Annotated in this window: 20 protein-coding genes and 1 tRNA gene; 8 read left to right on the plus strand and 13 right to left on the minus strand. The window is 71.9% G+C overall.

What is annotated here, in order from left to right:
* Nucleotides 1-84 precede the first annotated feature (84 nt).
* Entirely contained in the window at nucleotides 85-1,152 is a 1,068-nt protein-coding gene (locus ACZ7G3_RS25825; protein WP_470928419.1) for a cytochrome P450, read from the minus strand.
* A gap of 270 nt (nucleotides 1,153-1,422) precedes the next feature.
* On the opposite strand from ACZ7G3_RS25825, the gene ACZ7G3_RS25830 reads away from it, so the two are divergent.
* Entirely contained in the window at nucleotides 1,423-2,226 is an 804-nt protein-coding gene (locus ACZ7G3_RS25830; RefSeq protein ID WP_470928420.1) for an alpha/beta fold hydrolase, read from the plus strand.
* A 144-nt stretch (nucleotides 2,227-2,370) separates the two neighbouring features.
* Here the strand turns inward: ACZ7G3_RS25830 and ACZ7G3_RS25835 are convergent, their stop codons facing one another.
* Nucleotides 2,371-3,303, minus strand: coding sequence for a streptomycin biosynthesis protein (locus ACZ7G3_RS25835; RefSeq protein ID WP_426601558.1), 933 nt, complete (start codon nucleotides 3,301-3,303; stop codon nucleotides 2,371-2,373).
* Nucleotides 3,304-4,034: 731 nt separating this feature from the next.
* Nucleotides 4,035-4,322: a hypothetical protein gene (locus ACZ7G3_RS25840; RefSeq protein ID WP_470928421.1), complete on the minus strand. Its 288-nt coding sequence runs from the start codon at nucleotides 4,320-4,322 to the stop codon at nucleotides 4,035-4,037.
* A 301-nt stretch (nucleotides 4,323-4,623) separates the two neighbouring features.
* On the opposite strand from ACZ7G3_RS25840, the gene ACZ7G3_RS25845 reads away from it, so the two are divergent.
* From ACZ7G3_RS25845 to ACZ7G3_RS25855, 3 genes are all read left to right on the plus strand, one after another.
* Nucleotides 4,624-5,802 (plus strand): TetR family transcriptional regulator, encoded by a 1,179-nt coding sequence (locus tag ACZ7G3_RS25845; RefSeq protein ID WP_470928422.1) that lies wholly within the window; start codon nucleotides 4,624-4,626, stop codon nucleotides 5,800-5,802.
* Complete coding sequence (locus ACZ7G3_RS25850) at nucleotides 5,799-6,431, plus strand: transcriptional regulator (protein ID WP_426601561.1); 633 nt, start codon at nucleotides 5,799-5,801, stop codon at nucleotides 6,429-6,431. The genes ACZ7G3_RS25845 and ACZ7G3_RS25850 overlap by 4 nt, the downstream gene beginning before the upstream one ends.
* 77 nt (nucleotides 6,432-6,508) lie before the next feature.
* Nucleotides 6,509-8,155: a pyruvate, phosphate dikinase gene (locus tag ACZ7G3_RS25855; protein WP_470928423.1), complete on the plus strand. Its 1,647-nt coding sequence runs from the start codon at nucleotides 6,509-6,511 to the stop codon at nucleotides 8,153-8,155.
* Nucleotides 8,156-8,350: 195 nt separating this feature from the next.
* On the opposite strand, the gene ACZ7G3_RS25860 is transcribed toward ACZ7G3_RS25855, so the two are convergent.
* Both ACZ7G3_RS25860 and ACZ7G3_RS25865 read right to left on the minus strand, forming a co-directional pair.
* A complete protein-coding gene (locus ACZ7G3_RS25860; protein WP_470928424.1) occupies nucleotides 8,351-13,036 on the minus strand; it encodes a tetratricopeptide repeat protein in 4,686 nt (1,561 codons plus the stop codon).
* Between the two features lie 45 nt (nucleotides 13,037-13,081).
* Nucleotides 13,082-13,411, minus strand: coding sequence for a trypco2 family protein (locus ACZ7G3_RS25865; protein WP_426601564.1), 330 nt, complete (start codon nucleotides 13,409-13,411; stop codon nucleotides 13,082-13,084).
* A 303-nt stretch (nucleotides 13,412-13,714) separates the two neighbouring features.
* Here ACZ7G3_RS25865 and ACZ7G3_RS25870 point away from each other — a divergent pair, with 303 nt between their 5' ends.
* Complete coding sequence (locus tag ACZ7G3_RS25870) at nucleotides 13,715-14,074, plus strand: hypothetical protein (protein ID WP_470928425.1); 360 nt, start codon at nucleotides 13,715-13,717, stop codon at nucleotides 14,072-14,074.
* Between the two features lie 2 nt (nucleotides 14,075-14,076).
* On the opposite strand, the gene ACZ7G3_RS25875 is transcribed toward ACZ7G3_RS25870, so the two are convergent.
* Nucleotides 14,077-14,150, minus strand: a tRNA-Pro gene (locus ACZ7G3_RS25875).
* Between the two features lie 925 nt (nucleotides 14,151-15,075).
* Nucleotides 15,076-15,909: a glycoside hydrolase family 75 protein gene (locus ACZ7G3_RS25880; protein WP_470928426.1), complete on the minus strand. Its 834-nt coding sequence runs from the start codon at nucleotides 15,907-15,909 to the stop codon at nucleotides 15,076-15,078.
* Between the two features lie 404 nt (nucleotides 15,910-16,313).
* Between ACZ7G3_RS25880 and ACZ7G3_RS25885 the strand changes: the two genes are divergently transcribed.
* Together ACZ7G3_RS25885 and ACZ7G3_RS25890 are read left to right on the plus strand one after the other, a co-directional pair.
* Nucleotides 16,314-17,345: a fibronectin type III domain-containing protein gene (locus ACZ7G3_RS25885; RefSeq protein WP_470928427.1), complete on the plus strand. Its 1,032-nt coding sequence runs from the start codon at nucleotides 16,314-16,316 to the stop codon at nucleotides 17,343-17,345.
* Nucleotides 17,346-17,514: 169 nt separating this feature from the next.
* A complete protein-coding gene (locus ACZ7G3_RS25890; protein ID WP_470928428.1) occupies nucleotides 17,515-18,066 on the plus strand; it encodes a hypothetical protein in 552 nt (183 codons plus the stop codon).
* A 20-nt stretch (nucleotides 18,067-18,086) separates the two neighbouring features.
* Here the strand turns inward: ACZ7G3_RS25890 and ACZ7G3_RS25895 are convergent, their stop codons facing one another.
* From ACZ7G3_RS25895 to ACZ7G3_RS25910, 4 genes are all read right to left on the minus strand, one after another.
* The gene (locus tag ACZ7G3_RS25895) at nucleotides 18,087-18,638 is read right to left on the minus strand and encodes a PadR family transcriptional regulator (RefSeq protein WP_470928429.1); all 552 of its coding nucleotides are present in this window, start codon (nucleotides 18,636-18,638) and stop codon (nucleotides 18,087-18,089) included.
* Between the two features lie 89 nt (nucleotides 18,639-18,727).
* Entirely contained in the window at nucleotides 18,728-20,743 is a 2,016-nt protein-coding gene (locus tag ACZ7G3_RS25900; RefSeq protein WP_470928430.1) for an oxidoreductase, read from the minus strand.
* 116 nt (nucleotides 20,744-20,859) lie between these two features.
* The gene (locus ACZ7G3_RS25905; RefSeq protein ID WP_426601571.1) at nucleotides 20,860-21,228 is read right to left on the minus strand and encodes a hypothetical protein; all 369 of its coding nucleotides are present in this window, start codon (nucleotides 21,226-21,228) and stop codon (nucleotides 20,860-20,862) included.
* 145 nt (nucleotides 21,229-21,373) lie between these two features.
* Complete coding sequence (locus tag ACZ7G3_RS25910) at nucleotides 21,374-22,261, minus strand: hypothetical protein (RefSeq protein ID WP_470928431.1); 888 nt, start codon at nucleotides 22,259-22,261, stop codon at nucleotides 21,374-21,376.
* Nucleotides 22,262-22,496: 235 nt separating this feature from the next.
* Between ACZ7G3_RS25910 and ACZ7G3_RS25915 the strand changes: the two genes are divergently transcribed.
* Complete coding sequence (locus ACZ7G3_RS25915; protein WP_470928432.1) at nucleotides 22,497-24,605, plus strand: SpoIIE family protein phosphatase; 2,109 nt, start codon at nucleotides 22,497-22,499, stop codon at nucleotides 24,603-24,605.
* Between the two features lie 36 nt (nucleotides 24,606-24,641).
* Here the strand turns inward: ACZ7G3_RS25915 and ACZ7G3_RS25920 are convergent, their stop codons facing one another.
* Both ACZ7G3_RS25920 and ACZ7G3_RS25925 read right to left on the minus strand, forming a co-directional pair.
* Nucleotides 24,642-25,463, minus strand: a complete 822-nt coding sequence (locus tag ACZ7G3_RS25920; protein ID WP_470928433.1) for a putative protein N(5)-glutamine methyltransferase — start codon at nucleotides 25,461-25,463, stop codon at nucleotides 24,642-24,644.
* 172 nt (nucleotides 25,464-25,635) lie between these two features.
* Nucleotides 25,636-26,736 (minus strand): hypothetical protein, encoded by a 1,101-nt coding sequence (locus tag ACZ7G3_RS25925; protein ID WP_470928434.1) that lies wholly within the window; start codon nucleotides 26,734-26,736, stop codon nucleotides 25,636-25,638.
* Nucleotides 26,737-26,811 lie beyond the last annotated feature (75 nt).

The following is a 26,811-nucleotide window of genomic DNA, read 5'->3' on the forward strand; positions in this document are numbered from 1 at the left end:
CCCTTCTGATCCCACTGGTTTCCGCCGGTACTTCTGGTTCTGTCGGTCTTTGTGGCTCCGTGTCCTACGGGTGCCGACGACGGCTCACCACGTCACCCGCAACGAGCTGAGGCCCCGGGTGATCAGTCCGTCCTTCCACACGACGGCGGGCGCCGCGGGCCCGTCCTCGGCCAGCCGCAGTGCGGGAAAGAACTCGAACAGTTCAAGGAGCGCCGTCCGCACCTGGAGCCGCGCCAGGGGCGCTCCGAGACAGCGGTGTATTCCGTGTCCGAAGGTGAGATGGGTCGATGGCCTGTCGTCCCGCAGGAGTTCCGGTTCGGTGAATACCTTGTCGTCGCGATTTCCGTGCAGCAAGGAGACGACCACCGCTTCACCCGCGCGTACCCGGATATCACCGAGTTCGATGTCCTCGAGAGCCACTCGCGGGAAACTGATCGCTGTCGACGGGGTGACACGGAGCAATTCTTCGACCAGCGCGTCCGCCCGCGCGTCGTCCTTGACGAATTCCCGGGGAATATCCTCCTGGAGCACGGCGAGTGCGGCGAGGCCGATCTGTCCGACCGTCGTCTCATAACCGGCGGTGAGCAGCGCGAGGCCGAGGCTGACGAGTTCGGCCTGGGAGAGGGCGTCACCGTCGTGGGCCCGGATGAGGTCGGTGAGGAGGTCGCCGTCGTCCCGCAGCCGCTTGCGGTCGATCAGGGTGGACATGTAGTCGACCAGCTGGAGCCGCTGCCGGCTCTTCTCCAGATCGCTGCTGGCGGTGATGTCGAAGAGCACCTCCACCCAGGAACCGAAGATCTCCCGGTCCTCGACGGGCACTCCGAGCAGGGTGCCCAACACGGCCACCGGCAGTGGTTCGGCGAAGGAGGACACCAGGTCGGCGGGGCTGTCGAGGCGGCTCATGCCGGCCAGCAGATCGGCTGCCGTCCGCCGCACCAGCGGGGCCATGCCGGTCATCTTGCCCGTGGTGAAGGCGGCCGCGACGATCCTGCGCAGCCGGGCGTGGTCGGTACCGTCCAGGCTCATCATCGATGCGGGGGACGGCGCCGCCGAGTTCAGCCGTGGGGCGCCCGGTGCCACCGCGGCGGCCCTGCTGAACCGCCGGTCGGACAGCACCCGGCGTCCCAGGGCGTAGTCGCTCACCAACCACATCTCGTCACCGGGCGGCGTTCGTATTCGCTTTACCGGAACGACGTCGGCACCGGTCATGAATTCCGGTAACGGACCCAGGTGTTGTGGACGCAGTACGGCGGACAATATGACACCTCGCCTCTTCTTCCGAGACCGGCTCGACGACCAACCCGCCTGTTCCGTGCGATATTTGGTGGCCCCGGTCCGGACGTCAGCGTAGCCGCGCACACGCGATGTGACCACGAACGCTCGCACATCCTGATCGAGTACGACGAGTACGAGAGGTGACCCATGGATATCGCGACCAAGCAGGGCACGTTCAGCACCGGCCTGCCCCATCTCGCCTTCGGTTCCGGAAAGCCGCTGGTGTGCCTGTCCGGATTCACGATGACGCATACGGTGCCGCCGCCCGGTGCGCAGCGGCGCCGAGCGGCCCGACTGGTGGCGCCATTCGTCGCCGCCGGGTACGAGGTCTTCTGGACCAACCGTCGCCCCGGCATGCCGGTCGGCACGACGATCGGTGAGCTGGCCACCGAACACGCCGAGGCACTGCGCGCGCGGTTCCCCGGCCCCGTGCCCGTACTCGGACACGGGACCGGCGGCTCGATCGCCCTGCAACTGGCGGTCGACCACCCCGACGTGGTCGACCGGCTGGTCCTGGCCTGCGCCGCGTACACCCTGGGGCCGGTCGGCAGGCGCTTTCACCGGGATCTGATCGCGGCGGCCGCACGGGGCCGCTCCGGCATGCATCGAGCGGCCCCCGCCCTCACCCCCAACCCGGTGCTGCAACGCCTGCTGATGGTGCCGCTGTGGCTGGCGGGACGCCTGAATCCGCCGCCACGCGACCCCTCGGACATGAGGGCGACACTGCTGGCCGAGGACGGCTTCGATGTCCGGGACCGGCTGGCCGAGGTCGGTGCGCCCACCCTTGTGCTGTGCGGTGGACGCGACTACTTGTGGCCTCAGGAGATGTTCGACGAGACCGCGGCGGGGATACCGGGCGCCCGGCTGGTGCGGTACCCCCGCCGTGGTCACAACGTCCTGGGGACGCCGGAGTTCGCCCGCGACGTCCGCGCGTTCCTCGACGCGTCCTGAGCGCGGCGACCACCTACGAGCCGTACGCACAAGCCGTATGCACGACCCGTACGCACGCCGGGACACGGCCGCACCGCGCGGCCGTGTCCCGGCGCCGCTCCCCACTCGCCGTCCGGTTCTCGGACAGGGATCCGGGGAAACGGTTCACCCCGCCTCGGTCGAGGTCTCGGCCGTCCGTTCCGACAGCCGGTCCGCAAGGCACTGCCACGCGGTGGCGCACTCCCGGGCGAGGCGGGCCACCACCTCCTGGCGGTGGGGCGGCACCGCCTCCACGATGCGGGCCCATCCGTCCGCGTCGACCGAGCAGACCCGCAGCGCGCGCAGCAGGATCTTGCCGGCCATGGTGAGCCGCAATGAGGGGTCTTTGCTGAGGCTCACCAACAGGACGTCGCTGGCCGGGCCGTCGGGCCGGAAGGAGCGCCGGGGCATCGCTCCCGAAGGGTTCTCCCGTGCCACGGCCTGCCGTTGTTGCGGCGTGACCAGCGGCTCCCCCCGGTTGAGCCGGGCCCGGACATCGCTGGCGGTGGCCGCGGAGATCCCCGCGAGCCTGGCTATCTCGCGCAGCGAGGCCTCCGGGTTGGCTCTCATCAACTCCCCCGCGCGCAGCCGTCCCTCGGCTCCGTTGCGGGGGCGCACCCGTCCGTCCCGGCCGATGCTGGCGTTCGGCTGCTCATTTTGCGCAGTCGAACGCTGCCGTACGGCCCCCACCGTGTTCGCGGCCAGCCCGACGACCTCGGCGATCCTGCGGTCGGACCACTGGGGGTGCGAGGCGACGATCCGGGCTGCGGCGGCCTTGCGGTCGGAGAGCGAAAGCGGCAGCCCGTGTTCGCTGTTGAGCTGGACCGCGAGGACGAAGGCGTCGGCCTCCGCGCCGTCGAAGTAGCGGACCATGATGTGGTCGTCGCCGCGCAGGAGTGCGGCGCGCAGTCGGTGGGCGCCGTCGATGACGCGCATCGTAGGGCGATGCACCACGATGGGCGGGAGCGGTGTGTGCAGCGCCGCCAGCAGGCGGACGTGCTCCGCGTCCTCCCCGCCGGTGCGGGGACCGCCCGACGTCTGCAGGGCTTCGACGGGCACGCTCTCGCCGGCCGGTGGCGGTGCGCTCCCGGCGGCCGAAGCCGTGCCCCTCCCGCCGCCCCGTCCCTGGACGTCAACACCGGTCACCTCCGCCGTCCGAACGGCATGGGCTTTTAACCTACCGATCATTGATTAATCACCTCGGGGTGCGTGGTTGGGGGCCGGAAGGCGATCGTGCGTCGGTGGAAATGGGCAGCCTGGTAGGGCCGCTTCTGCTGTGACGGGTGCTTCCGGTGTGGCTCAGCGGCGCGTCATGCCGAGCGGGCGGAGGCGATAAGTCGATAGAGCGTTCACGGTTCGGCGGCGGGCCGGGGCGCCGTGAAGGCGCACCGCTTCATTTTCCCTCAGGCCGTTTCGGCGTCATTTCGCCGCGATAACTGCCCATACAGGAAGAAGACTGGGGTCATCTCGTGACGGTAGAAATAAATCGCAGTCCGCAGAGCCTTCGCATACGAACACCGCCCCCCGTTGCAGAATATCCCCGTCCATCGGATTCCTTGTTCACCCTTCGATCAGGGAGCACCGTGACGCTGCGCAAATTTGATCGCTTTCGGCCGATGCCTGTCAAGACGAAGCGTCTGTACAGAGCATTCGGCAGACCCCTCGCAGACTGATGGTTTGAACCGGCGCGGATGCCTCGGAAGCCTGATACCGCACGGATGGAGCGGCATCGACGGGGAGTGAACCGGACGCGTCGTCCCGATGGTCCGGGACGGCGAAACATACGGTCATCACGTACGGAAGCTGATGTTCCGATCTCGGCGGCGCATCTCGGCGAGCAGATCCGGCCAGTCGAAGCGGGCGCCGCCGTGGGACCGCCGGAGGCGGCGCAGCAAACGCCGACGCGCCAGCCGGAATGCCATTGCGCACACCAGCAGGGTAATTCCTGGCACGACCGCCATGAACGAGAGCCCGAAAACGTAACGGGGGTGCGGTCTGTACGCGCCGAGGACGGCGCAGCGGGCAATGTCCTCGATGTCGTCGCGGCTGAGGCATTCATAAGATGCTCGTTCACCCATCGCTCGAGCATCCCAACCCGCGAGAAATCGGGCAAGAATTCATCAGAACCATTCGGCGGGCGGCCGCTCCGCGAGCCACGGAAACCAGTGACCGAGAAATAAACATCCGATTTTCCGGCCGGGTCCCGGGGTGTCCCGGGGTCGCTCTGTCGACTTCGCCCGTCGGCCCGCGCCGCACCATCCGGCACTCGGATGGTCTCATCATCGGGATGTTCGGTGTATCTTCTGTCGTGAGCGGAGACGCTTGACAGCCGAACCGACGGCGCACACGACGGCAACGTACGAACGGAAGGGGTTGCGGATGGTCCGGTTGACACGGGCTCAACAGCAGGAACGCACCCGCGCCGCCGTGCTGACCGCGGCGAAGGCCGAGTTCACCGAGCGCGGATACGCCACGGCGAAGGTGGACCGCATCGCCGAGCGGGCCGAACTGACGCGTGGCGCGGTGTACTCGAACTTCCCGAGCAAACGCGCCCTCTATCTGGCCGTGCTGATCGACATGGTCGAGCGCGCCGCCGCGGAGGACGGCACCGTCGGCGGGATCCGCCCCCCGGCGGCGTCACAGGCGGGCGGGCGGCCGCACGCACGGACCTCCACCGCCGAGGCCCTGGGGACCTTCGCCCGCATCTGGCTCGAACGGCTGCCGCTGGCCGACCGAAGCCCCTCCGCCGGCCGGGCGCACCTGGGCTCACTGACCGAGGTGCTCGACGAGGAACCGATCCGTGCCGCGTTCGGCCAAGTGAACCGCCTGGAGGCGCTGTTGCTGGCGCTCGCGCTGGAGTCACTGGACTCACGCGCCTGTACCGAGACGCCGCCCGCGCGACAGGTACGGCGGGCTCAGCTGGTCCTGCGGCTGCTGGACGGTCCGGGCGCCTCCGCGGATCCGGCCCTCGGATTCGGCGACCCCTTCGACATCGCACAGGCCTGCGCACACCTGGACGGGCTCGCCCTCGCCGACACCTGGGACCCCCCGCACCTGCCCTACGTCCCGCCCGCGCGAGCCTGCCGGGACCGCTGGGAGCCGCCGTGTGAGCTGCCGGACCTGCTCAGCCGGCGCATGGTCGGATTCACCGAGGGCGGTGTGATCACGGTCCTCGGCACCCACCGTCTCGAAGCCGCGGAAGAGGCCGTCCGCAGCGCACGGGCCGGTGATCTGATCACCGTGGCCGTCACCACGGCCGATCCCGCCGAGATCGGACGCCTCGTCCAACTGAGGATCGGCGACTTCGCCCGCTGCCTGTGGCGCGCGTTCGACCCCGACAGCCGGCCGCGCCTGCGCCTCGTCCTCGACGAGCGCGGCCTGCTGGCGTCGGCCGTCGGCGTACCGGACGCCGACGACACCACCGAGTACGCGGTCCGCGTACGGCACGACACGATCGTCACCCGAGCCCAAGGACCAGGTGCCGCGCATGCCGCGGCGACCCACGACCTCACCACCGCAGACGTTTCCCACACCACACCCGATGGGGCCGCACCATGACCCAACCCGTTTCGTCCCACGCCACCAGCACCGATCTGCTGGTGCTCCACGCCCTTCGCTGCATCGGCTTCTCGGGCCTGTCCGCAGTGGCCGGGGCGACAGGACTGCCCGAGTCCGACGTCGAGTCGGAACTGATCGACCTCGCCGTCGCCGGACTCGTCACGCGCACCGCGGGCGACTTCGGCGGCTGGGGTCTCACGGACGCGGGCCGCGCCGCGGACGCCGAGCGGATCGCCGACGAGGTGGCGACGGCCGGTGTACGACCCGCTCTGACCGCGGCCTTCGACCGGTTCCTCGTCCTCAACCCCGAACTCCTCGACCTCTGCACGGCATGGCAGACCCGCACCGTCAACGGCGCCATGACGATGAACGACCACAGCGACTCCTCCTACGACGCCCGTGTACTCGACCGGTTCACGGAGTTCCACCAGCGTGCCGAGCCCCTGTGCGCGGAGCTGTCCGCGGCCCTGCTCCGGTTCCGGCGCTATCCGGTCCGGCTCGCGGACGCGCTCGCCCGCGCGAGGTCCGGCGCGCTGGAGTACGTGACGGACAGCACCGCCTCGTACCACACCGTGTGGTTCCAGCTGCACGAGGACCTGCTGGCCACGCTCGGCATCCCACGCCACTGAACCCACCGGCCGCCGCCGGTGGCACCCCCTCTCCCCCGCAGCCGAAGCAGCAGAGGCGACGCAGAGATGACAACGCGATGACCTTTATTCACCCGCTCTCGGCAGAGGTCGAGGAGACAGTGGACGTCCTCGGCGGAAAGGCGCACGGGCTCATCGTGCTCCGACGTCTGGGGCTGCCCGTGCCACCGGGGTTCGTCATCGGTACGGAGGCATGCCGGGCCTACCTCCGTACCGGGCGGCTGCCCCACGGTCTCGTCGCCGAACTCGCGGCCGCCGTGGCCGAGTTGGAGGCCGCCACGCACCGCGAGCTCGGCGGCGCGGAGCGTCCGCTGGCGGTGTCGGTCCGCTCCGGCGGCAAGGTGTCGATGCCCGGCATGATGAGCACCGTCCTCAACCTCGGGCTCACCTCCGGGGCGACGGCCGCGCTGGCCGAGGAGATGGGCGACCCGCGTTTCGCGCTGGACTCGCGGCTGCGGTTCCTGACCAGCTTCGCCTCCCAGGTCGTCGGCGTGGGCCAGGAGAGCCTGGCCGGCGTGGACCGGGCGATCGCCGGGCGCGACGGTGACCCGAGCGCCTTCGAGACGGCGATCCGCGAGGTCGAGCGGCTCGTCCGCGAGCACAGCGGCGAGCCCGTTCCCGACGACGCGGCCCGGCAGTTGGAGCTCGCCGTCGAGGCGGTGTTCTCGTCCTGGGACACTCCGCGCGCCAAGACCTACCGGGCCCTGCACGACATCCCCGGCGACCTCGGCACGGCCGTGACCGTCCAGGCGATGGTGTTCGGCAACCGCGATGAGCACAGCGGTACGGGTGTCGCCTTCAGCCGCGACCCCAATACCGGTGAGCAAGTACCGTTCGGTGAGGTCCTGTTCGGCCGCCAGGGCGAGGACGTCGTCTCCGGTACCTCGTTGACCGGCCCCCTGCGCGAGCTGGCCGACCGGGAACCCGCCGTATGGGCCCGTCTGTTGACCGCCCTGGACCAGCTGGAGGCGCACTACCGCGACGCCTGCTATGTCGAATTCACCTTCGAGGCAGGCGAGTTGTGGATCCTCCAGGTGCGTCCCGGGCGGTTCGTCGGGCGTGCCGCGGTACGGGTCGCGGTCGACCTCGCCGAGGCGGGAGCGATCGGGCGTGACGAGGCGCTGTTGCGCGTCTCACCGCAGCACCTGGCCCAGGTGCGGACGCCGCGGATCACGGCGATCGACTCCCGGGACGTCTTCACCCGGGGGCTCGGAGCCTCTCCGGGAGTCGCCGTCGGCCGGGTGGCGACCACCGCCGACAGCGCGGCACGGCTGGCCGCGGGCGGACCGGTCGTCCTGCTGCGCCCGGAGACCTCTCCGCTCGACATGCACGGCCTGGCGGCCGCGACCGGGGTCGTCACCGCACGCGGCGGGCCGACCAGCCACGCGGCCGTGGTGGCGCGGGCGATGGGAAAGCCCGCCGTCGTGGGAGCCACGGGCCTCACCGTCGACGCCGCCGACGGCTGCGTCCGGGCGGGTGGGCGCACCCTGCCCGAGGGCACGCTCATCGCCGTCGACGGAACGGGCGGCGAAGTCGTCGTGGGTGAGCCTCGCATCGTCGCGGGCGCGACCGACCCCCACCTCCACCAGCTGCTCGGCTGGGCGGACGACGTCGCGAGCGGCGCCGACGGCGACCGTGACGAGATGGAACGCCTGTCCTCGGCGCAGGCCGTCCTGCGTGCTGCCGGCCGTGGGACGCCCAGCTGACCCCGCGGGCTCCCGTTGGAGGTCCGCGACGTCTTCCGGCCGGAGAAGGCTGTCTGTGGCCAGTGACCTGGGTTCGAACAGAGTGGACAGGTACGTGACGGTTTTCTTTAGTCGGGTGCTGTTTCCACTCGATCGGGAGTCCGTGGGGTTCCGTTGTGCGCCACGGCAGGCATCGCCGGTTGCCGCGCCGACCGGCTAGCCAGTCCGGTCTTCGCCGAGTAGCCGTGTGCAGGTGTCCCGTACATGGGAGAGGCGTGGGGCGGCGAGTCCGGGTTCGTGCTGAGAGACGCCGCGCCACAGGGTGAGAGCCTCCGCCACGGTCTCGCGGGCCTCGTCGTGGTGAACGTCCGCCAGGAGCCGGGCCTCGGCATGCGCGGAGAGCGCGTCGGCGAGGCGGATGTGGTGGGCAGTGGGGTCCCCGTCGGCCAGGCGGCGGCTGAGGTCAACGGCCTCCGTAGTGATGCGAAGAGCCTCGGCATACCGTCCCGCTACGGCCGAGCGAAGGCCGTGGACGGCCAGCGCGTCGGCGAGCAGGGGTTCGTGCGCGGTGGCGTCCGCCCGCACCAGGCTGTCACAGATCTCCACCGCCTCCGCGGTCGCGCCGAGCGCTGCACGACTGCCCTCCTCGTCCCGGGGGGCGTAGCGGCCGAGACTCCAGAGGGCGGACGCGAGGGCGGCCTTCTGGGCGGGATTCTCAGGGGTGGACCGGGCGGCAGCGACCGCCTGCGCGAGGTGGGACACGGCCTCGGCGGTCTGCCCTTGTTCCCCGGCCCAGGTGCCCAGACCCAGAAGGGCTCGGGTGAGGACGGGGCCCTGGACGGCAGGGGCGAGGGACTGTGCCGTGTCGACGGCCTGCTGGAGGGCATGGCGTGCCTCCGCATGTCCCACGCAGTGCCTGAGCACACCGAGGAGGAGCAGCGCGTCGGCGAAGACCGGCCGCTGCGCCGGATCGTCCCGGTGGAGATCGCGCAGCAGCGTGACCGCTTCTTCGGCCGTCGGCAGCGCTTCCCGGCGCCGGCCGGCCTGTGTCATGACGGCGGTGAGGACGGCCATGGACGCGGCCAGCTGGGAGCGGTGCTGGGCCGGGTCGGGGTAGGCGAGCTTGCGGCAGGTGGCCACGGCTTGCCTCAGAGCGGCCACCGCGGCGTCGTGACGGCCTGACGCGGAGCGAAGGGTGCCCACCATGAGCAGTCCGTTGACGTAGTGGGGCCCATGGGCTGCGCTGTCGCGCGCCGCGAGGGTCTTCCGGACCTTGACCAGCGCCTCCCAGCTGTCCAGCGCCTCGGCTCTGTGCCCGGCGACGGTGAGCAGGGACGCGAGGATGGACAAGTCGGTGGCGAGCTGTGGCTTGTACGTGTCCGGGTTGCTCCGCGACAGGCGGCGGCGGAACAGCTTCACCGCTTCTGTCGCCGGTTGGACGGCCGCGTCCGTCTGCCCCATGGCGAGGAGACAAGTGGCCTTGTTCGCCAGGGCCATGGCCAGCGCTGTGTGGGCCGGGCCCGTCCGGCCGGCCGCGATGAGGCGACGTTGGATGCCGATCGCCTCATCGATGAGCATGAGGGCCTTGTCGAGCCTGCCCATGGCCTTCCAACGGAGGGAGAGGTTGCTGAGGCTCGTCCCCAGGCCCGGGCGGAAGGCGTCGGATCGCCACTCGTCCAGCCTGCGGTGAAGGGCAACCGCCTTCCGGGCGCTTGCGAGGGCTTCCTCGTGCTGCCCGGTGGCGTCCTGCTGGCTGGACAACGTGGTCAGGCTCATGGCGAGATCCGCCGTGAAGACACCCGGTTCCTTCCGGGCCAGGGACCGGTAGTGGTCGACCGCCTTTCCGGCGGCTTCGCATGCTTCCCGGGTCCTTCCCGCGGTGTGGAGCTGGTTGGCGTACGTGTTCAGGCTCGCCGCGAGCTCAGGGGTGTACACCGACGGTTCCCTGTCCGCCAGTTGCTGGTAGAGGTCCACGGTCTCGGCCGCCGCCGGAAGGGCGTCGTCGTGCTGTCCTTCGTCGTCCAGATTGATCGCCAGGGAGTTGAGGCTGAGTGCGAGGTCGGCGAGGTGGGCATCGGGGTTTTCGTCGGCCAGGCGGCGGCGGATGCGTACCGCTTCCTCGTTCGCCGCGAGGGCCTCGGTGTACCGGCCGGTGGCCGAGAGGCAGTTGGCGTGTGTTCCCAGAGTCATGGCGAGCCTGGGGCGGAAGGCGTCCGGTCGCTCTTCGGCCAGCGCCTTGTACAGCGCCACGGCCTCTTGGCTCCTCCGCACGGCTTTCTCGGGGCGTCCCGCGTCCTTCAACCAGATGGCCTGGTTGTTCAGCGCGTCGGCGAGTGCGGGCTTGTAGGTCTCGCCGTGCTGCTCCAGCAGGTCGCGGCGGAGGCCGACGGCCTTGCCGATGCTCTCGAGTGCTTCCTGGAAGTGCCCCAGTTCACCTTCGGCGGTGGAGACGGCGCTGAGTGCGTGGGACAGTTCGCTCATGTGGACGGCGGAGGGGGTCGCGTCCGTCTCATCGGTGAGCTGCTCGTACGCGCGCACCGCTTCGCGGGCGCGGCGGAGTGCTTCCTCCCGTCTCCCGAGGCGGCTGAGCATGACCGACACGTTGATGAGACTGGCCGCGTATTGAGGAAGGTAGGTATGGCCGTCCCTGGCGGCGAGTCGCGCGGCCAGTGCGCTGCTTTCCTCCGCGGCCGCCAGGGCTTCTCTGCGCCGTCCCAGGTCGCCGAGGCGGCCGGTGAGCCGCCGCAGCGAGGTGGCAAGGTTCGCCAGGTGGGCCGGGTCCGCCTCGGCCTGCTCGCGGTGGACGGCCGCGAGCCGTTGCGTCACCTGGACGGCCAGCGGCCCCAGGCTGTGGGTGGGCCGTGGCAGGCGGTCGGCGAGGTCCGCGAGGTCCTGAGGAGTCGCGTCCGCGCGCTCGGCCAGCTCCTTCAGGGCGCGCACGAGCGGTTCCGGGCGCTCCACCCGCGTGGCGACGTCCACGGTCACCGGGAGCAGGATGTCCTTGCGGCGTACGCACAAGGCGGTGAGCTCGGCGTCGAGCAGTCCGCGGTGGGCGGGGTGAGCGGCGGCGCGGGCGTAGACGGTGAGCAGACGAGTGGTCTGTGTCGTGGTCAGTCCGCTGTCGGCGAGCAGATCGTCCACGAAGCCCGGATCGTCGAGCAACTGCCGGCCGACGAAGTACTCGGCCAACCGGTCCGGCCGGAGCTCCGCCCAGGCTGCGCTGCCCCGGGGCGGGTAGAGAGCGCTGATCCAGTCCCTGACCGCGTAACGGTGCCTGGTGCTGAGGTCGGACAGCACCGGTATCCCCCGCAGCAGGGTGTCCGCCTGCCGGCGGTCGTCCGCGCCGCACAGGAACGCCGCGGCCAGCGGCTGCGGGAGGTCCTCCCGTCTCAGCCCCGTTCCCGAGCGATCGGCGGCGCTCTCCCAGTAGGCGATCTCGTGGTCCAGCAGCCGCTCGTCCAGCACTGGGCCGGGGTCGTCGGCGTCTTGGGCCGGGTCCGGCCTCGCGGCGTCCAGCAGATCAACGAGCGCCGTCATGTGCAGGGTGAGCGCCCCTTGAAGGTCCTCGGCGGAACGGAGGCGCTCCCGGCAGGACTTCTTGAGATCTCTGGCGATGGTGGACCAGTCGTCGTCCTGCCGGCCCTCCACTCCGTGCAGGGCGCGGGAGAGGCTGTCCACTGCCTGGCAGTACGCCTTGCGGATGTCGATGTCGTGCGGCTGCAGCGGGGGCAGGGCGGTCACAGGCGCCGCCTCGACCACGTTCTGGACCGGAGGATGCGCGCGACGGGCGGCGCTCCACCAGTCTCCGCGAGTACGGGCGAGCAGGAGCATTTTGAACGGCGTGCCCGCTCGGTGTGCGGCGAGGGCCCGCAGCAGAACGGTGAGCCGGCCGAGGCGGGTCTCGGCGTGGTCCAGGATCACCAGGAGCGGCACGGCCGCGTCCGCCAGCTCCTGCACGGTGGCGTCGTCGGCATGGTCGGTGGGCCACACGACGGTCCAGCGTTTCGCTTCCAGCCGATCGGCCAGCTCCAGAGCCAATCGCGTCTTGCCCTGCCCTCCGGGCGCGTGCACCAGGCGCACCCCGAGACCGGGTTGCTCGCACCAGCTGCCCAGTTCGTGCAGCAGTCGGGCCCGGCCACGGAAGGGCACCACCGCCCTGTGGGCGTCCAGCAGCGCCGCGGGGGAGGTGAGCAGACCTCCGGGGAGCGGCGGCGCGGGCGGGTCGTACAGCCGCTGCCACTCCGCCGGCTCCATCCGTGTCGGCAGACGGTCCTCGGCCAGAACGTCCTGGAACGCCGGATCGTTCAGCAGGACGTATGCGGGTGAGATCTCCAGCCGGGTGTGCCCGAATCCGGCGAAGTCGACGGCCACGACACCGACGAGTACGTCGTCGCAGAAGACCGCGGCTCCGGACAGGCCGCCCCAGGGGGAGCGCGTACGGTCCGGAGTGCCGCCGCCGTCGAGGCGCTCCTCGACCCGCATCAGGTGGCGGTTGTTGGCGGAGCGGTCCGTACGGTTGACCGTGCCCCTCACGCGGTACAGGTCGGCCGCCTGCGGCTCGCGCTGGACGATGTTCGGCAGCCCCACGGTCTGGCACTCGACTGCGGGCCGGTGCGTGACCAGCCGGCCCCAGCGGACCGGTCTCCAGGACGACGCGGCCCCGCCCGGTCCCCGGTAGGCGTTCTCGGCCCGGAGAAGAGCCGCGTCGTCCCTGCCCTTCGGTGTGCCGCGCCAGACGACCGTGGCGGTGTACCGCTCCTTCTCCCCGGGGTGGAAGAAAGTCACCTTCCCGCCTACGTGCGGTACGACGTGGGCCGAGGTCAGCACAAGGCTGCAGCTGATCACAAAGCCCGACCCGGGGCCCCGCGGCCCGTCCACCCCCACCACACGGCCGTCGTCCACGCTCTACCCCCGAGTCCACCGTGTCCGCCCGTCCGGGCAGTGCTGTCAGTTCCTGATGCGCCCGGACACGTCGCCCGGCCCTTCAGGCCGGTCGCGGTCGCCATGGATCAAGAGGTCCTCGCCGTCCGCCCTCCGCGGGTTGAGCGTCACCGAGATCCGGTGCGTGCGGGTCCGCCCGGCACTGGCCTCCCCGTCGGCGGTGACCACCCATGCCTTGAAGCCGCCCTTGGCCTTGGCGTCGTACCGCAGCTCAACCGCGAACTCCATCTCGATCGGCCCCACCTGGAACGCGACATCAGTCCCGGTCCCGCGTGCGGCAGCCGCCAAGAGTTCATCGCGCAAGGCCGCGACCGCGTCCGCCAGCTCGATCTCCACGGACCCCACCGGTGTCCTCCCTCCCACCGCGCCACAGTGCGCGTCTGTTCATCGCAGAGTACAGATGGCCGGTACGGCGTGGTGGTGGATTCGTCGAGTACCGCCCGCATCGCATCGCAATCCCGGGCGTCACCCGCCGAGGCGAGCGACAGGCGTTCCCTTCACCCCGGCCGGGCCGGGCCTCACTCGGCGGGCGGGGCGGTGAGCTGCTCGGAGATACTGGCTTCCAGTGCGGCGATACGCCGGTCGGTGGAGCGAGCGTTGCCTCGGGCGGCCGTGAGGCGTTCGTTGAGGCGTTCGTTGGTGTTCGCTGGTGTTCGTGAGCACGGCGACGTCACGGCGCAGGGCAACGTTGGCGGTGGTGATGCGCACGGCGTCGGCGTCCGTCGTCCCGTCCTGTTGCAGCTCAGCGATGTGGCCCAGTGGTGCGGCGATGCGCTCGCGCTGGTTGGTGACCCCGGCATGGGCGGCTTCGAGGGCGTCCTCGGTGTTCGGCGCGCGTTCGCGCCGGGAAGCCTCGACCGCTCGGCGCTGGGCTTCGTCGGCGTCGACCCGGAGGCCGCGAGCACGGGCTGCGGCGTCGGTGACCCACTGGTCCCCAGAAATGATCCAGGGCCGACTTCGGATACCTCCGAAACCGGCCCTGGACCTGCGACTTCGTAAAGTCGGGACGACAGGATTTGAACCTGCGACCCCTTGACCCCCAGTCAAGTGCGCTACCAAGCTGCGCCACGTCCCGGTGCGCGTCCCACGTTCCGTGCGATCGCGCAGGTCAACCTTACCTCATCCGCGCGGTGGGGCGGAGTCGCCGGCCGTCTCCTCCCGCGGCGACCGGTGACATACCCGTGGCGTCGTCCGCGGGCTCGAGCGGCGTGATCCCGAACTCGGCCGCCCGCTCCGCGAGTTCCCGCCACACGTCCGGCGCCACAGGTGCCGTTCGCACCGGGGCGGGACACTCCGTCGGTGACGTCCGGGACGGGCAGCCGCTTCGGGGTGCCGAGGGTCTCGTCCGCGGCCTCCGTGAAATCCTCCGTGCTGCCCGGAAGGCGGGGTCGACAGCGATGAGCAGGGTGTTCGGGCGGTGCGGCGCTTGCGCCCGGATGGGTCGCCGGGGTGGACGGCGGAGAAGACGTGAGCGCCGGCGAGCACGCTGGTCAGCAGCTCGAAGTCGAGTGACATGCCGGAGCCCTCGGTGCCGCCCGGCGGCAGCGGCGTGATCGCCCACGCCGGGTGTCTCGAGAGCGCGGCACCCAGCTCTCCGGAAAGCCTCTCCAATCGTCCCGGCATTCCGGCGGTGGCCTTGTCCGGGTCCTGCCGGCTCCCGAAGCAGCCCGCCAGGACCGTCACCGTTGGCGCAGCCGTTTCTGAGGTCGCCGGACCTGAGGCACCAGGAGGCCGGGGGAGACCTGACTCTGTTCTCACCCGCCCGACTGTCCTGACCTGCGCCGGGGATGTCGCGCGTCGTCCGTTCCACAGGAACGCCCGGCCGGGGAGCCGGCCGGGCGTTTCCGCACGGACGGTCCCTCAGAAGGCATTCACGCTGCCGATGTGCGGTTTCGGCAGTTCTGTCGGCTGTCCGGATCACCTCGGCGCCGGGCGCGGCCTCGTGTTCCACGGTCAGGGCGGCTGCCCGAGGTGCTCGCCGCGCACGGCGCGGCAGTGGTTCAGTCGCCCACGAACTCCCGCGCCAGCCGCTCCCCCGTCTCCTCGGCGGCCTCCCCGTCCTCGATGGGCTCCACCTCACTGTCCTTGAAGACGATGTACGTCACGCCGGATGCGGCACCGCCGCCGTGCGGGTCGGCCGGGATGCCGAGCGACTGCGCGGCGGCGTAGGAGGCCTCGCCGATGAGGTCGCGGGGGCCGATGTCGCCGACGACCGCGTACCGCACCCGGTCCCCGTGGACGACGGCCGCGACCGATCCGCCGTGGACGTCGTGCTCGCGGTGGTCCCAGATGCCGCTGGGCTGGGGCAGGACCACGTAGGGCAGGCGTTCGGCGTCCAGTGGGCGGCCGTCCGATCCGGTGTAGGCGGTGGCGGGGGTGAAGTGCGGGTCGGTGCCGCTGTTGCAGCGGTCGCCGGGCCGGCCGTCGCAGTCGACGTCCAGGTCGGCCTTCCAGTACACGGCGTCGTCCGTACCGCAGACCGGGATGTCCGCCGGCGCTCCGGCGTCGGTGCGGTAGCGCCCGTGCGAGACGGGTTCGCAGCCCCGCACCTTGGCCAGCAGCTCCTCGGCGCGGACGGGCCCCTCACGCCCGCTCTCCCGCTGCCGGGTCCCGGGCCCGGTCCGGTCCGGCGGTACGGGACCGGCCTGGGACCGCGGAACCGGTCCGATCCGGTGACCGGACCTGCCCGCCCGGACCGGGTCGGGCTGGGGCTGGGGGCCGGACCGGAGCTGGGCCTGGGAGCCGGGGCGGGGCTGGGGCGAGGCGCCGGGGAAGGTCGTGGGGGCGAGCAGGGCGGCGCTGGCCGCGACCAGTGTCAGCGACTGGACACGCACGTTGTGGCCTCTCCTGGGGGACATGGACGGTCACTCGGCCTCATCTGTCCCCGAATCGCTCCCACGGCCACCTTTTGTGGGCCAGACGGTGCACGCCCGGATGGCGTCCGGCGCGGTGCGGGCGGTGCGCGTCCGGTCACCGCGACCGGGGGCGGGCAGGCCGGGCCTGTACCGGCTCCGGCCCGCCCGGCCGCCCACGCCGGCGCGGCTTCAGCGACGACAGCGGTCCGCGCCACCGGCTCGAACTCCCCGGCGCCTCCGGGGATTCGGCCGTGAGGGGAGTCAGCATACGTAACGCTCCCGGGTGGCCACCAACGACCACCCTCTTGATGTGATCGCGTCACCAGCGTCATATTGGTCCGGACCATTCCCGTCACATCCCGAGCCGCCCCGGAGGCAGCGCCGTGCGACACGTTCCCGCCCCCGCCGCCCCCGCCGCTCCCACCGTTCCCTCCCTCGCCTCCCTTGCCTCCGTCGTGCGCCGCTGCGTCCTGGCCTGCGGAGCACTCGCCCTGGTCACGTCCTGCGGCTGGGGCGTGGGCGACGACGGCAGCGACGGGGGCGGGCTGCCCGGGGCGCCGACGGGTGTGACCGCGGAGGCGGGCAGCGCCACGACCGTGCACGTGATGTGGAACGCGGTCGACGAGGTCAAGACGTACGAGGTCTATCGCGACGGCACGTTGGTGAAGCGGCTGCCGGCTTCCGAACGCATGGTGGACGTCACCCGGCTGCACCCCTCGAAGGCCTACGCCTTCACCGTGCGGGCACGCGACGCGGACGGGCGACTCGGCCCCCGCAGCCGGGAGGTGCGGGCGACGACCCCCGCGGCGGTCGCCGACGACGCCGCCCCGACACGCCCGCAGGATGCCCACGGCCGCGCGGCGGGCAGCCGGTCGGTGCAGCTCACCTGGTCGGCCGCGACCGACGACCGCGGTGTGGTGTCGTACGACATCCACCAGGGAGACACCAAGGTGCACAGCGTCGGCGGCGGGCAGACGGCGGCCGTCGTCACGGGGCTGCGCGCGGGCACCCGCTACTCCTTCACGGTCCGGGCTCGGGACGCCGCCGACAACGTCTCCCCCGCGAGCGCCACCGTTCGGCTCACCACCCCGGGCACCGACGACGGGGGCGCCACCGCGCCCACCGCCCTGCGCGCCACCTCCCACCACGCCGACGGGGCGTACTACATCGACCTCTCCTGGGTCCCGCCGCGCACGGACGGCGTGGTCACCGAGTACCAGATCCACCTGGACGGCCGTCCGGCGACCTCACTCGTCTACGGCGGCGACGCGCCGCGCGAGCGGGCCGAGTACAGCTTCTACGCGGGGCGCCAGGCCGGTGTCACACACCGGGTGCGGGTCCGGGCCCGGCTGTCCGACGGCACCTGGGGCGGCCTCTCGGACGAGCGGAAGGTGACCACGGGCGGCGGCGGGTGACGTCCCGGCAGTGGCGCGCTGGGCCGGCCGGCGTGTCACCTGGGCGGTCGCGCTCGGCATGCGGGCGCGGTCGCCGCCCTGTTGGCTGCCCCTGGGACAGCACGGGCCGTTCCCGATCTCGGCGGCGCAAGGGATGTACCGCCGACCGTGCTGCCGGAGGGCAGTCCACATGCGCATCTCATCGCCACTTCTCCGCTCCGGCCTGACCGTGGCAGCGGCTGCCGTGCTGCCCGTCGCCCTGGCTGCCGGGGCGGCTTCCGCGGGCCCGGGCATCTCCGTGAGCACCACCGGGACCAACGTGTCGGTCACGACCACCGCCTGCGCCCAGCTGGGCGGCAGCTGGGGCACCGCGTCGCTGATCACCGGCAGCCAGGGGGACTTCGCCCAGGGGCGCCAGGTGGCGCTGTCCGGAACGAGCTCCGGACAGTCCGCCGGCTGGTCCGGCATCAGCCCGGGCACCTACACGGTCATCGTCATGTGCTCCAACAACAGCACCGCCGGCACCCAGACCGTCATCGTCTCCGCGGCGCCCACACCTTCGCCCAGCCGTTCCCCGTCCCCCTCTCCCTCCGCGTCACCACGCGGTGTCACGGGCGGTCTCGGCGGAGCCGTCGAGGACTACGGCACGGCCACCCTCGTGGCGGGCGGCGCGCTGGCCGGCACGGGCGTCATCGCCGCGGCGTGGTTCCTGCGCCGCCGCCGCAGGCCGTACCGGTTCTGACCGGCCCGCCCCGGACTCCGTCAGGCCGGCTCGTCATCCGGCATCTCGGCGAACTCCGCCAGGGCGTGCCTGAGCCACTGGGTCCAGAAGGTCTCCAGGTCGATGCCGGCGCGCAGCACCAGGTGCCGCAGCCGGTCCTCGGCGCTGTCCTTCCCGGGCGGGAAGTCCCGCCTCTCGATCTCCTCGTACTCGCTCAACTGCCGCTCGTGAAGCTCCAGATGGCGTCGCAGGTCCGCCTCGATACCGGTGGTGCCGACCACCGCGGCGGCACGCAGCCGCAGCAGCATCGTGTCCCGCAGGGGCTTGGGGTCCTGTGCGGCGGCGGCCCAGCGGGCCAGTTCGTCCCGGCCCGCGGGCAGGACCTCGTAGGACTTCTTCTGCCCGCGGGCCGGCTGCTGTCCGGGAAGCGTGCGGATCAGGCCCGCCGCCTCCAGTTTTCCCAGTTCGCGATAGATCTGCTGGTGTGTCGCCGACCAGAAGTAGCCGATCGACCTGTCGAACCGGCGGGTCAGCTCCAGCCCGGACGACGGCTTTTCGACCAGGGCGGTGAGGATCGCGTGCGGGAGTGACATGCGCTCATCCTAGGGACGGCCCCCCGCGCCTTCCGGTCCGCGCGTCCTCTGCCGCGCAGCCGCACCCCGTGCGGCGCCCGCCGCACCTTCTACAGCGCCGCCGCCAGCTCGGTGCCCTGCTTGATGGCGCGCTTGGCGTCCAGCTCGGCGGCCACGTCGGCGCCGCCGATGAGGTGCGCGCTGCGCCCGGCGGCGACCAGGTCGTCGTACAGGCCGCGGCTCGGTTCCTGGCCCGTGCACAGGACGACCGTGTCGACCTCCAGGACCGTGGACTCGTCGCCGACGGTGATGTGGAGACCGGCGTCGTCGATCCGGTCGTAGCGCACTCCCGGGACCATGGTGACGCCGCGGTGCCTGAGCTCGGTGCGGTGGATCCAGCCGGTGGTCTTGCCGAGGCCGGCGCCGACCTTGGTGGTCTTGCGCTGGAGCAGGTGGACGGTGCGCGGCGGCGCGGGACGCTCGGGGGCGGCGAGGCCCCCGGCGGTCCGGTAGTCCGTGTCGACGCCCCAGAGGCGGAAGTACGCCTCCGGGTCCTCGTGCGCCTTGTCGCCGCCGTCGGTGAGGTACTCGGCGACGTCGAAGCCGATGCCGCCGGCACCGAGGACGGCGACGCGGTCTCCGACGGGGGCGCCGTCGCGGAGCACGTCGAGGTAGCCGACGACGCTCGGGTGGTCGACGCCCGGGATGTCCGGGGTGCGCGGGGTGACGCCGGTGGCGACGACGACCTCGTCGTGGCCGGCCAGGTCGTCGGCCGCGACCCGGGTGTTCAGGCGTACGTCGACGCCGTGCGCCACCAGTTGGGTACGGAAGTAGCGCAGTGTCTCGTCGAACTCCTGCTTGCCGGGGACCTTGCGGGCGACGTTGAGCTGGCCGCCGGTCTCGCTCGCGGCGTCGAACAGGGTGACCTCGTGGCCGCGTTCGGCCGCGCTCACCGCACAGGCCAGCCCGGCGGGTCCGGCGCCGACGACCGCGACGCGCTTGCGCCGCCGGGTCGGGGTGAGGACCAGCTCGGTCTCGTGGCAGGCGCGCGGGTTGACCAGGCAGGAGGTGATCTTCCCGCTGAAGGTGTGGTCGAGGCAGGCCTGGTTGCAGCCGATGCAGGTGTTGATGGCCTCGGGGCGGCCGGCCGCGGCCTTGGCGACGAAGTCGGGATCGGCGAGCATCGGGCGGGCCATCGAGACCATGTCGGCGGTGCCCTCGGCGAGCAGCCGCTCGGCCACCTCGGGGGTGTTGATGCGGTTGGTGGTGACCAGCGGCACCGACACCTCACCCATGAGGCGCCTGGTCACCCAGGTGTAGGCGCCGCGCGGCACGGAGGTGGCGATGGTGGGGATGCGGGCCTCGTGCCAGCCGATGCCGGTGTTGATGATGGTGGCTCCGGCGGCCTCGACGGCCTTGGCGAGGGTGATCACCTCGTCGAGGGTGGAGCCGCCGGGGACCAGGTCGAGCATGGACAGGCGGTAGACGACGATGAAGTCCTCGCCGACCGCCTCGCGCACCCGTCGGACGATCTCGACGGGCAGGCGCATGCGGTTCTCGTACGAGCCGCCCCAGCGGTCGGTGCGGTGGTTGGTGCGCGCGGCGATGAACTCGTTGATGAGGTAGCCCTCGGAGCCCATGATCTCGACGCCGTCGTACCCGGCCTCGCGGGCGAGTCGGGCGGTGCGGACGTAGTCGTCGATGGTGCGCTCGATGTCGGCGTCGGTCAGCTCGCGGGGCACGTGGGGGCTGATCGGGGCCTGGAGGGGGCTCGGGGCGACCAGGTCCGCGTGGTAGGCGTAGCGGCCGAAATGCAGGATCTGCAGGGCGATCCTGCCGCCCTCGCGGTGCACTGCCTCCGTGACGACCCGGTGCTGGTCCGCCTCCGCCGCGGTGGTGAGCTTGGCGCCGCCCTCGTACGGCCGGCCCTCGTCGTTGGGGGCGATGCCGCCGGTGACGATGAGGCCCACTCCCCCGCGGGCGCGGGCGGCGTAGAAGGCGGCCATGCGCTCGAAGCCGCGTTCGGCCTCTTCCAGGCCGACGTGCATGGAACCCATCAGAACCCGGTTGGGGAGCGTGGTGAAGCCCAGGTCGAGCGGGCTCAGCAGGTGGGGGTAGCGGCTCATCGGGCCCTCCGTGCGCGGTGTGATGCCTCTGTTGTAGAGGACCGCCGCCTTCTTTTGCAACTAGTTGCAGAAGAAGGCGGCGCACACCACACCGCCGCGTCGTCGGCGGGTCTCGGTCAGTGGCTCTCCAGCCGTACGTGCAGCTCCCGCTCCTGGTCCCCGGAGGCCGTGCTCAGGTCGTGCACGGTGAACAGGGAGTCCAGGGTGGTGCGGAACCGCTCGATCGCCCAGTAGCCACCCTGTACGTCGGCCTCCACGGACGCCGCGAGACGGGCGGGGGCGCACTCCCCCCTGGCTTCGGCCACGTCGAAGGTGCCGAGCCACACGGTGGGGCGCACCTCGTCGTAGTCGCGGGGAACCTCGTCCGGGCGCCGGTCGGACGAGAAGCACTTGCACAGGGCGTCGAACACGGTCCGGGCGTCCTCCTTGCTGCACCCGCTCAGCTCCACCGAGACGGATTCCGGATGCAGTCGCTCAGCGTCCATCGTGATCGCTCCTCTCGTGGCCCGTACCACCAGAAAAGCACCACCTGCGGCGGAGCACTACCGGCACGGTCCGGCCGTGGCCGTGCCGTGCCGTGCCGTGCCGTGCCGTGCCGGTGACCGTGGCCGTGCCGGTGACCGTGAGCGGTCAGCCCCGGGTGAAGCGGTACGTCTTGCTGTCCGTCAGCACACAGAATCCCGGCGACACGACGATCACGCGCAGCGTGCCGGTACGCCGGTCGTAGTCGATGCCCTCCGCCTCGAAGCCGCCGGAGCAGGAGCTCCGCAGGGGCAGCTGCCGCAGGGCGGTGACGTGGCCGGTGACGTCCGCGGCGCCGTTCGGCGCGGCGGACAGGTCGATGCGCAGCAGTGGTTTGGTGATGCCGAAGAGGGTCCCCTCGGGGTCGTCGGAGGAGCACAGCAGCGTGGCCGCGTCGAGGAAGTCGCAGCCCTGGACGTCGCGCACCGCGCGGTCCAGGTGGACGGTGGCCGCCTGCGGGAGATCCGCCGAGGGCGAGGTACTCGCGTTGACGCCGGGTGTCGGGAAGACCAGCAGCCGGTTCATGGTGCCCCACTCGCCCGCCAGCATCCACTGGCCGTCCGGCGAGACGGCGGACCAGGAGTTGTTCAGCGCCTCGCCGGGGCTCAGCGTGTGCACGTACTCGGACCAGCGTCCGTCCGGCGCCTGCACGCGGAACATCTTCGTGTTCCCGTCGTCCCGCTGGTACGGCTCGATGTAGTGGCCGTCGTAGGAGGCGTCGGGATCGCCGACGTGGTTCCAGCCGCGACCGCTGAGACTCAAGGGGATGGTGCCGATGCCCGTGTAGCGGTTGGGGCTGCCGGCCGGGACCTCGACCGAGGCCAGACCCTGACTCTCGGTCAGCGGATCGGCGCGGTCGGAGCCCACCTCGGTCCACGTGTCGGCGGCCGGGGCGGCCGCGACAGCCGGACCGGCGAGGGCGAGGGGGAGAGCGAGAGCGAGGGCGGCGAGTCCGGTCAGGACGGCGTGACAACGTTGCCAGGCACGCAGGGGCATGGTCGGGCTCCTAGGTGGGGGGTACGCACTCGGCGCACAGTCTGACGCGACAAGGAAGTCATGTACAGACCAACCTCGGCCGTGTCCGTGCGGCGGTCGCCGCCGTACCGGGTGATGCTGGAAGGAGACGGCAGAGGCCTCGGGCGAACGGCCCCGTGCACGGTGGAACGCGGCAGAACAGGGGGACCGGCGTCACAGGGGCGTGCCGCGTGGAACGGCGAAGGCGGGGCGTGGAATGAGTGCAGCCGGGTCTGCCGGGTTCGGGGGCGACGCGTCGCCGCGCGGACCGGTGCGGCCCAGTGGGCTGCTCGACGTGCTGAACGTGGCCTCCGTCGTACTGGACACCGACGGCCGGATCGTCCTGTGGAGCCCGCAGGCCGAGGAGCTGTTCGGATACTCCGCGCAGGAGGCGCTGGGGCAGTACGCCGCCCGCATCATGGTCCACGAACGGCATCTCGACCTGGTGGTCAAGCTGTTCGCCGACGTCATGAGGACCGGCCGGAGCTGGGCCGGGGCGTTCCCCATCCGCCGCAAGGACGGCAGCACCCGACTGGTGGAGTTCCGCAACATGCGCCTCCTGGACGACCGGGGCGACGTCTACGCGCTGGGACTCGCGGCCGACCGGTCGACCGTGCGCCGGCTGGAGCGCGACGTGGCGCTCTCCACGCGGGTGATCCGGCAGTCCCCGATCGGGCTGGCCGTCCTCGACACCGAGCTGCGCTACGTCTCGGTCAACCCGTCCCTGGAACGGATCAACGGCATCCCCGCCGAGGACCACCTCGGCCGGACGGTCCGCGAGGTGCTGCCGGAGGTGGACGCCGGCCATCTGGAAGCGGCGGCGCGCCGGGTCCTGGAGACCGGGAAGCCGGTCATCGACCGGTCCGCGACCGGACGGACCCCAGCCGACCCGGACCAGGACCACGCGTGGTCGGTCTCGCTGTACCGGCTGGAGGACGCCGTCGGCGCCGTGCTGGGCGTCGCGGTCTCGGTCGTGGACGTCACCGAGCAGTACCGGGCGGGCGTCGAGGCCGAGGCCGCCCGGCGCCGGCTGGCCGCTGTGGCGGACGCCTCCGCACGGATCGGCACCACGCTGGAGCTGGACCGTACCGCGCACGAGCTGGCCGACGTGGCCGTGCCGGACCTCGCCGACATCGCGGCGGTGGATCTGCTGGAGGCCGTGGTGAAGGGCCGGCGCAGCACCCTGGGCCCCGCCGAGCCGGCGATGCTACGGACCCTGGCCGTCCAGGCGGAGGACTGCGCTCAGGCGCTGCGGGAGGCCGATCCGCCCGGCGAGGTCGTCCGGTACGGGCCGGACCGGCTGGTCACCGAGTGCGTGCGCACCGGCCGGCCGGTGCTGGTGGAGCGGGTGACGGAGGAGGACCTGCCGCGGATCGCCCGTTCACCGGAGGCGGCCGAGTTGCTGCGCCGGGCGGGTGCGCACTCCTGTCTGGCGGTGCCGCTGATCGCGCGGGGCGAGGTGCTCGGCGCCCTGGACCTCAAACGGGTCGGCAACCCGCTGCCGTTCGACGAGGACGATCTGCTGCTGGCCCGGGAGCTGGCCGTCCGCGCGGCGGTACAGATCGACAACGCCCGCTGGTACCAGAACGCCCGCGACGCCGCCCTCACCCTCCAGCGCAGCATGCTGCCGAGCCATCCGTCGGTGACGGGCGGGCTGGAGGTCGCCTCCCGCTACCAGCCGGCCGAGGCGACCAGCGAGGTCGGCGGCGACTGGTTCGACGTGATCGAGCTGGCGGGCTGCAAGACCGCGCTCGTGGTGGGCGACGTGATGGGCAGCGGCATCGCGGCGGCGGCCTCCATGGGGCGGCTGCGCACCGCGACGAACACCCTGGCCGCCCTCGACCTCGATCCGGCGTTCCTGCTCGAGCACCTCGACCGGACCACGGCCGGCCTGGACCAGGCCATCGCCACCTGCCTCTACGCGGTCCACGACCCGCACCGGCGGCGGTGCCTGATCGCCAACGCCGGGCACCTGCCGCCGGTCCGTCTGCGCGCCGGCCGCCCGCCGGAACTGCTGGACCTGCCCACCGGGGTGCCGCTCGGGGTGGGCGGCGTCGCCTTCGCGACCACCGCCGTCGACCTGGAGCCGGGTGACCGGCTGGTGTTCTACACGGACGGGCTCGTCGAGACGCGCCGGCATCCGCTGGACGAGAGGCTGGACGCGCTCCTCGCCACGCTGGAGGGCCCGGACCGCCCTCTGGAGGAGGTCTGCGACCTGCTCCTGCGCACCCTGCACGAGCCGGGGAACTCCGACGACGTGGCCCTGCTGATCGCCCGGGCCACGCCGCCGGACACGTTCGAGCGGGAGGGCGCCCTCACTCCCTGACGCCGGACATCTTCGAGCGGGAGGGCGCAGGCGCCGTCACTCCCTGACGCCGATCACCACATGGGCGTACAGCTCCTCGGAGACCGCCAGGCGGGTGGTCAGACCGGCGCGGGTGAAGGTGTCGACGGCCGCCGGTGCCTGCCGCTCGCTCGTCTCGACCAGCAGGCAGCCGCCGGGCGCGAGCCAGCGGGGCGCCTCGGCGGCGACCCTGCGCAGCACGTCGAGGCCGTCGGTGCCGCCGTCGAGGGCGGCCAGCGGCTCGTGGTCACGGGCCTCGGCGGGCAGCAGGCAGACCTCGCCGGTGGGGACGTACGGCACGTTGGCAGCGAGTATGTCCACCCGGCCGCGCACCGTGTCGGGCAGCGCGTCGAACAGGTCACCCGCGTACACCCTGCCGCCGGCGGCCGCGAGGTTCCCGCGGGCGCAGCGCACCGCGGCCGGATCGACGTCGGCGGCGTGCACCTCGGGCGCGTCCAGCGCGGCGGCCAGTGCGGCGGCGACGGCGCCGGAGCCGCAGCACAGGTCCACGACGACGGCCGCGTCCGGCGCGTGGGCGAGGGCCTCGGTCACCAGGAACTCGGTACGGCGGCGGGGGACGAAGACGCCGGGGGCGACGGCGATGCGCAGGCCGCGGAACTCGGCCCAGCCGAGGACGAGTTCGAGGGGCAGGCCGGCGACGCGGCGGTCCACCAGGGCGGTCAGCTCCTCGGCGGTGCGGGCCGCGGCGAGAAGCAACTCCGCCTCGTCCTCCGCGAAGACGCAGCCCGCGGCGCGGAGCGCTGCCACGACGGAGTCACCGGTTGGGAACGAGGCGGAGAAGGGGACGGGAAAGGGGGACGCGGAGAACAGTGGGGGCATGGAAGCCGAGAGCCTTTCGAGAACCGAAGGGCGCTCTCACGGTCACCCGTTGGCGGGGACCGCACTGCCGTGAGGTGAGAGCACCCGGGCCGACACAGCGGTAATGGGTCTCACCTCCCAGGCGTCCGTCGGCCGGGACTGTCCGCGGCCGACGGTCACACTACCCCAACGATCAGACGCCGACGGTCTCCTCGGCCTCTTGCTCCGCTTCCTCCTCGGACTCCTCCTCCGCGTCCTCCGCTTCCTCGCCGGCCGCGGACACGGTCTTCCGCCCGTCCGGCCTCGCATGCTTCGGGGCGGTGGCCGGCGCGGGTGCCGTGGTGCTCCGCTCCCGGAGGGCGGCGAGGGCCGTCACCAGGAGGCCGAGCAGCAGCCAGGCGGCCAGCGTCCAGACGCTGCGGCCCAGTCCGTCGCCGTCGAAGTACAGCAGGCTGCGGGCGCCCTCCACGAACCCGGCGCCGTTCCAGAAGGCGTGCAGGGTGCCGAAGAAGCCGTTCTGCAGCTCGGGCCGGAACAGCCCGCCGGAGCTGGTGAAGTTGAGCATCACGAACAGCACCATCATGGCGAGCGTGGTCCAGCGCTTGAGGAAGGTGTGCAGACCGACCCCGATGAACAGGATTCCCGCGGCGTAGAGCCAGGCCATCCCCCACACACCGGCGAGGTCGTGGTGGGCGAGGTGGAACACCGGCCCGGCGAGCAGGGCGCCGACACCGCTGACGACGACGGAGACGCCGAGGGTGAGCAGGGCCCGGACACGCATCGGCAGGGCGGCGCCGGCGGCGCCCAGGGCGGCCACGGAGGCGTAGGAACCGATACTGACCGCGATCAGCAGGAAGAACAGGCCCTGGCCGGTGGGGTCGTCGTCGACCGGGGTGGCCACGTCGGTCACCTTCAACGGAACGCCCCGCTGCTCGGCGAGGGGCGCGAAGACCTTCTCCGCGGCCATGGCGCCCATGTCGGAGGCGGCCGTGGCCACCACGACCTCGGGTGCCGTGCCGCCCGGCACGTAGGCGCCGGTGATGTCGCGCGCCTTCAGCAGGTCGACGGCGTCGGCGCGGGTCGCGACGGTCCGCACGTCGAGGCCGTCGCCGGCCTTGTCCTTGACGGACTGGGCGAGCACCTTCGCGTCGGGCCCGGAGCCGACGACGGCGACCGGCAGGTGGTTCGGCTCGGGGGTGACGAAGGCCCCCATGTACGCGAGCCCCATGCCGACGCACATCAGCAGCGGGGTGATCAGGTGCGTGAGCACGTGGCGCAGGGCGGGCGACCTCATCGCTCACATCCTCCAATGGTTCGGTTCGACAGGAGCGAATAGTTGGCTTATACAACTCCCTCTTCAAGTTGTACT

This window comes from Streptomyces sp. NPDC037271 (genome assembly GCF_055603605.1).

What these genes read in the sequence shown, in the direction of transcription:
- ACZ7G3_RS25840 (WP_470928421.1), bottom strand. Translation starts at nt 4,322, where the DNA reads ATGGGTGAACGAGCATCTTATGAATGCCTCAGCCGCGACGACATCGAG.
- ACZ7G3_RS25845 (WP_470928422.1), top strand. Translation starts at nt 4,624, where the DNA reads ATGGTCCGGTTGACACGGGCTCAACAGCAGGAACGCACCCGCGCCGCC.
- ACZ7G3_RS25925 (WP_470928434.1), bottom strand. Translation starts at nt 26,736, where the DNA reads ATGAGGTCGCCCGCCCTGCGCCACGTGCTCACGCACCTGATCACCCCG.
- ACZ7G3_RS25910 (WP_470928431.1), bottom strand. Translation starts at nt 22,261, where the DNA reads ATGCCCCTGCGTGCCTGGCAACGTTGTCACGCCGTCCTGACCGGACTC.
- ACZ7G3_RS25895 (WP_470928429.1), bottom strand. Translation starts at nt 18,638, where the DNA reads ATGTCACTCCCGCACGCGATCCTCACCGCCCTGGTCGAAAAGCCGTCG.
- ACZ7G3_RS25900 (WP_470928430.1), bottom strand. Translation starts at nt 20,743, where the DNA reads ATGAGCCGCTACCCCCACCTGCTGAGCCCGCTCGACCTGGGCTTCACC.
- ACZ7G3_RS25905 (WP_426601571.1), bottom strand. Translation starts at nt 21,228, where the DNA reads ATGGACGCTGAGCGACTGCATCCGGAATCCGTCTCGGTGGAGCTGAGC.
- ACZ7G3_RS25920 (WP_470928433.1), bottom strand. Translation starts at nt 25,463, where the DNA reads ATGCCCCCACTGTTCTCCGCGTCCCCCTTTCCCGTCCCCTTCTCCGCC.
- ACZ7G3_RS25830 (WP_470928420.1), top strand. Translation starts at nt 1,423, where the DNA reads ATGGATATCGCGACCAAGCAGGGCACGTTCAGCACCGGCCTGCCCCAT.
- ACZ7G3_RS25890 (WP_470928428.1), top strand. Translation starts at nt 17,515, where the DNA reads ATGCGCATCTCATCGCCACTTCTCCGCTCCGGCCTGACCGTGGCAGCG.
- ACZ7G3_RS25850 (WP_426601561.1), top strand. Translation starts at nt 5,799, where the DNA reads ATGACCCAACCCGTTTCGTCCCACGCCACCAGCACCGATCTGCTGGTG.
- ACZ7G3_RS25825 (WP_470928419.1), bottom strand. Translation starts at nt 1,152, where the DNA reads ATGTGGTTGGTGAGCGACTACGCCCTGGGACGCCGGGTGCTGTCCGAC.
- ACZ7G3_RS25915 (WP_470928432.1), top strand. Translation starts at nt 22,497, where the DNA reads ATGAGTGCAGCCGGGTCTGCCGGGTTCGGGGGCGACGCGTCGCCGCGC.
- ACZ7G3_RS25855 (WP_470928423.1), top strand. Translation starts at nt 6,509, where the DNA reads ATGACCTTTATTCACCCGCTCTCGGCAGAGGTCGAGGAGACAGTGGAC.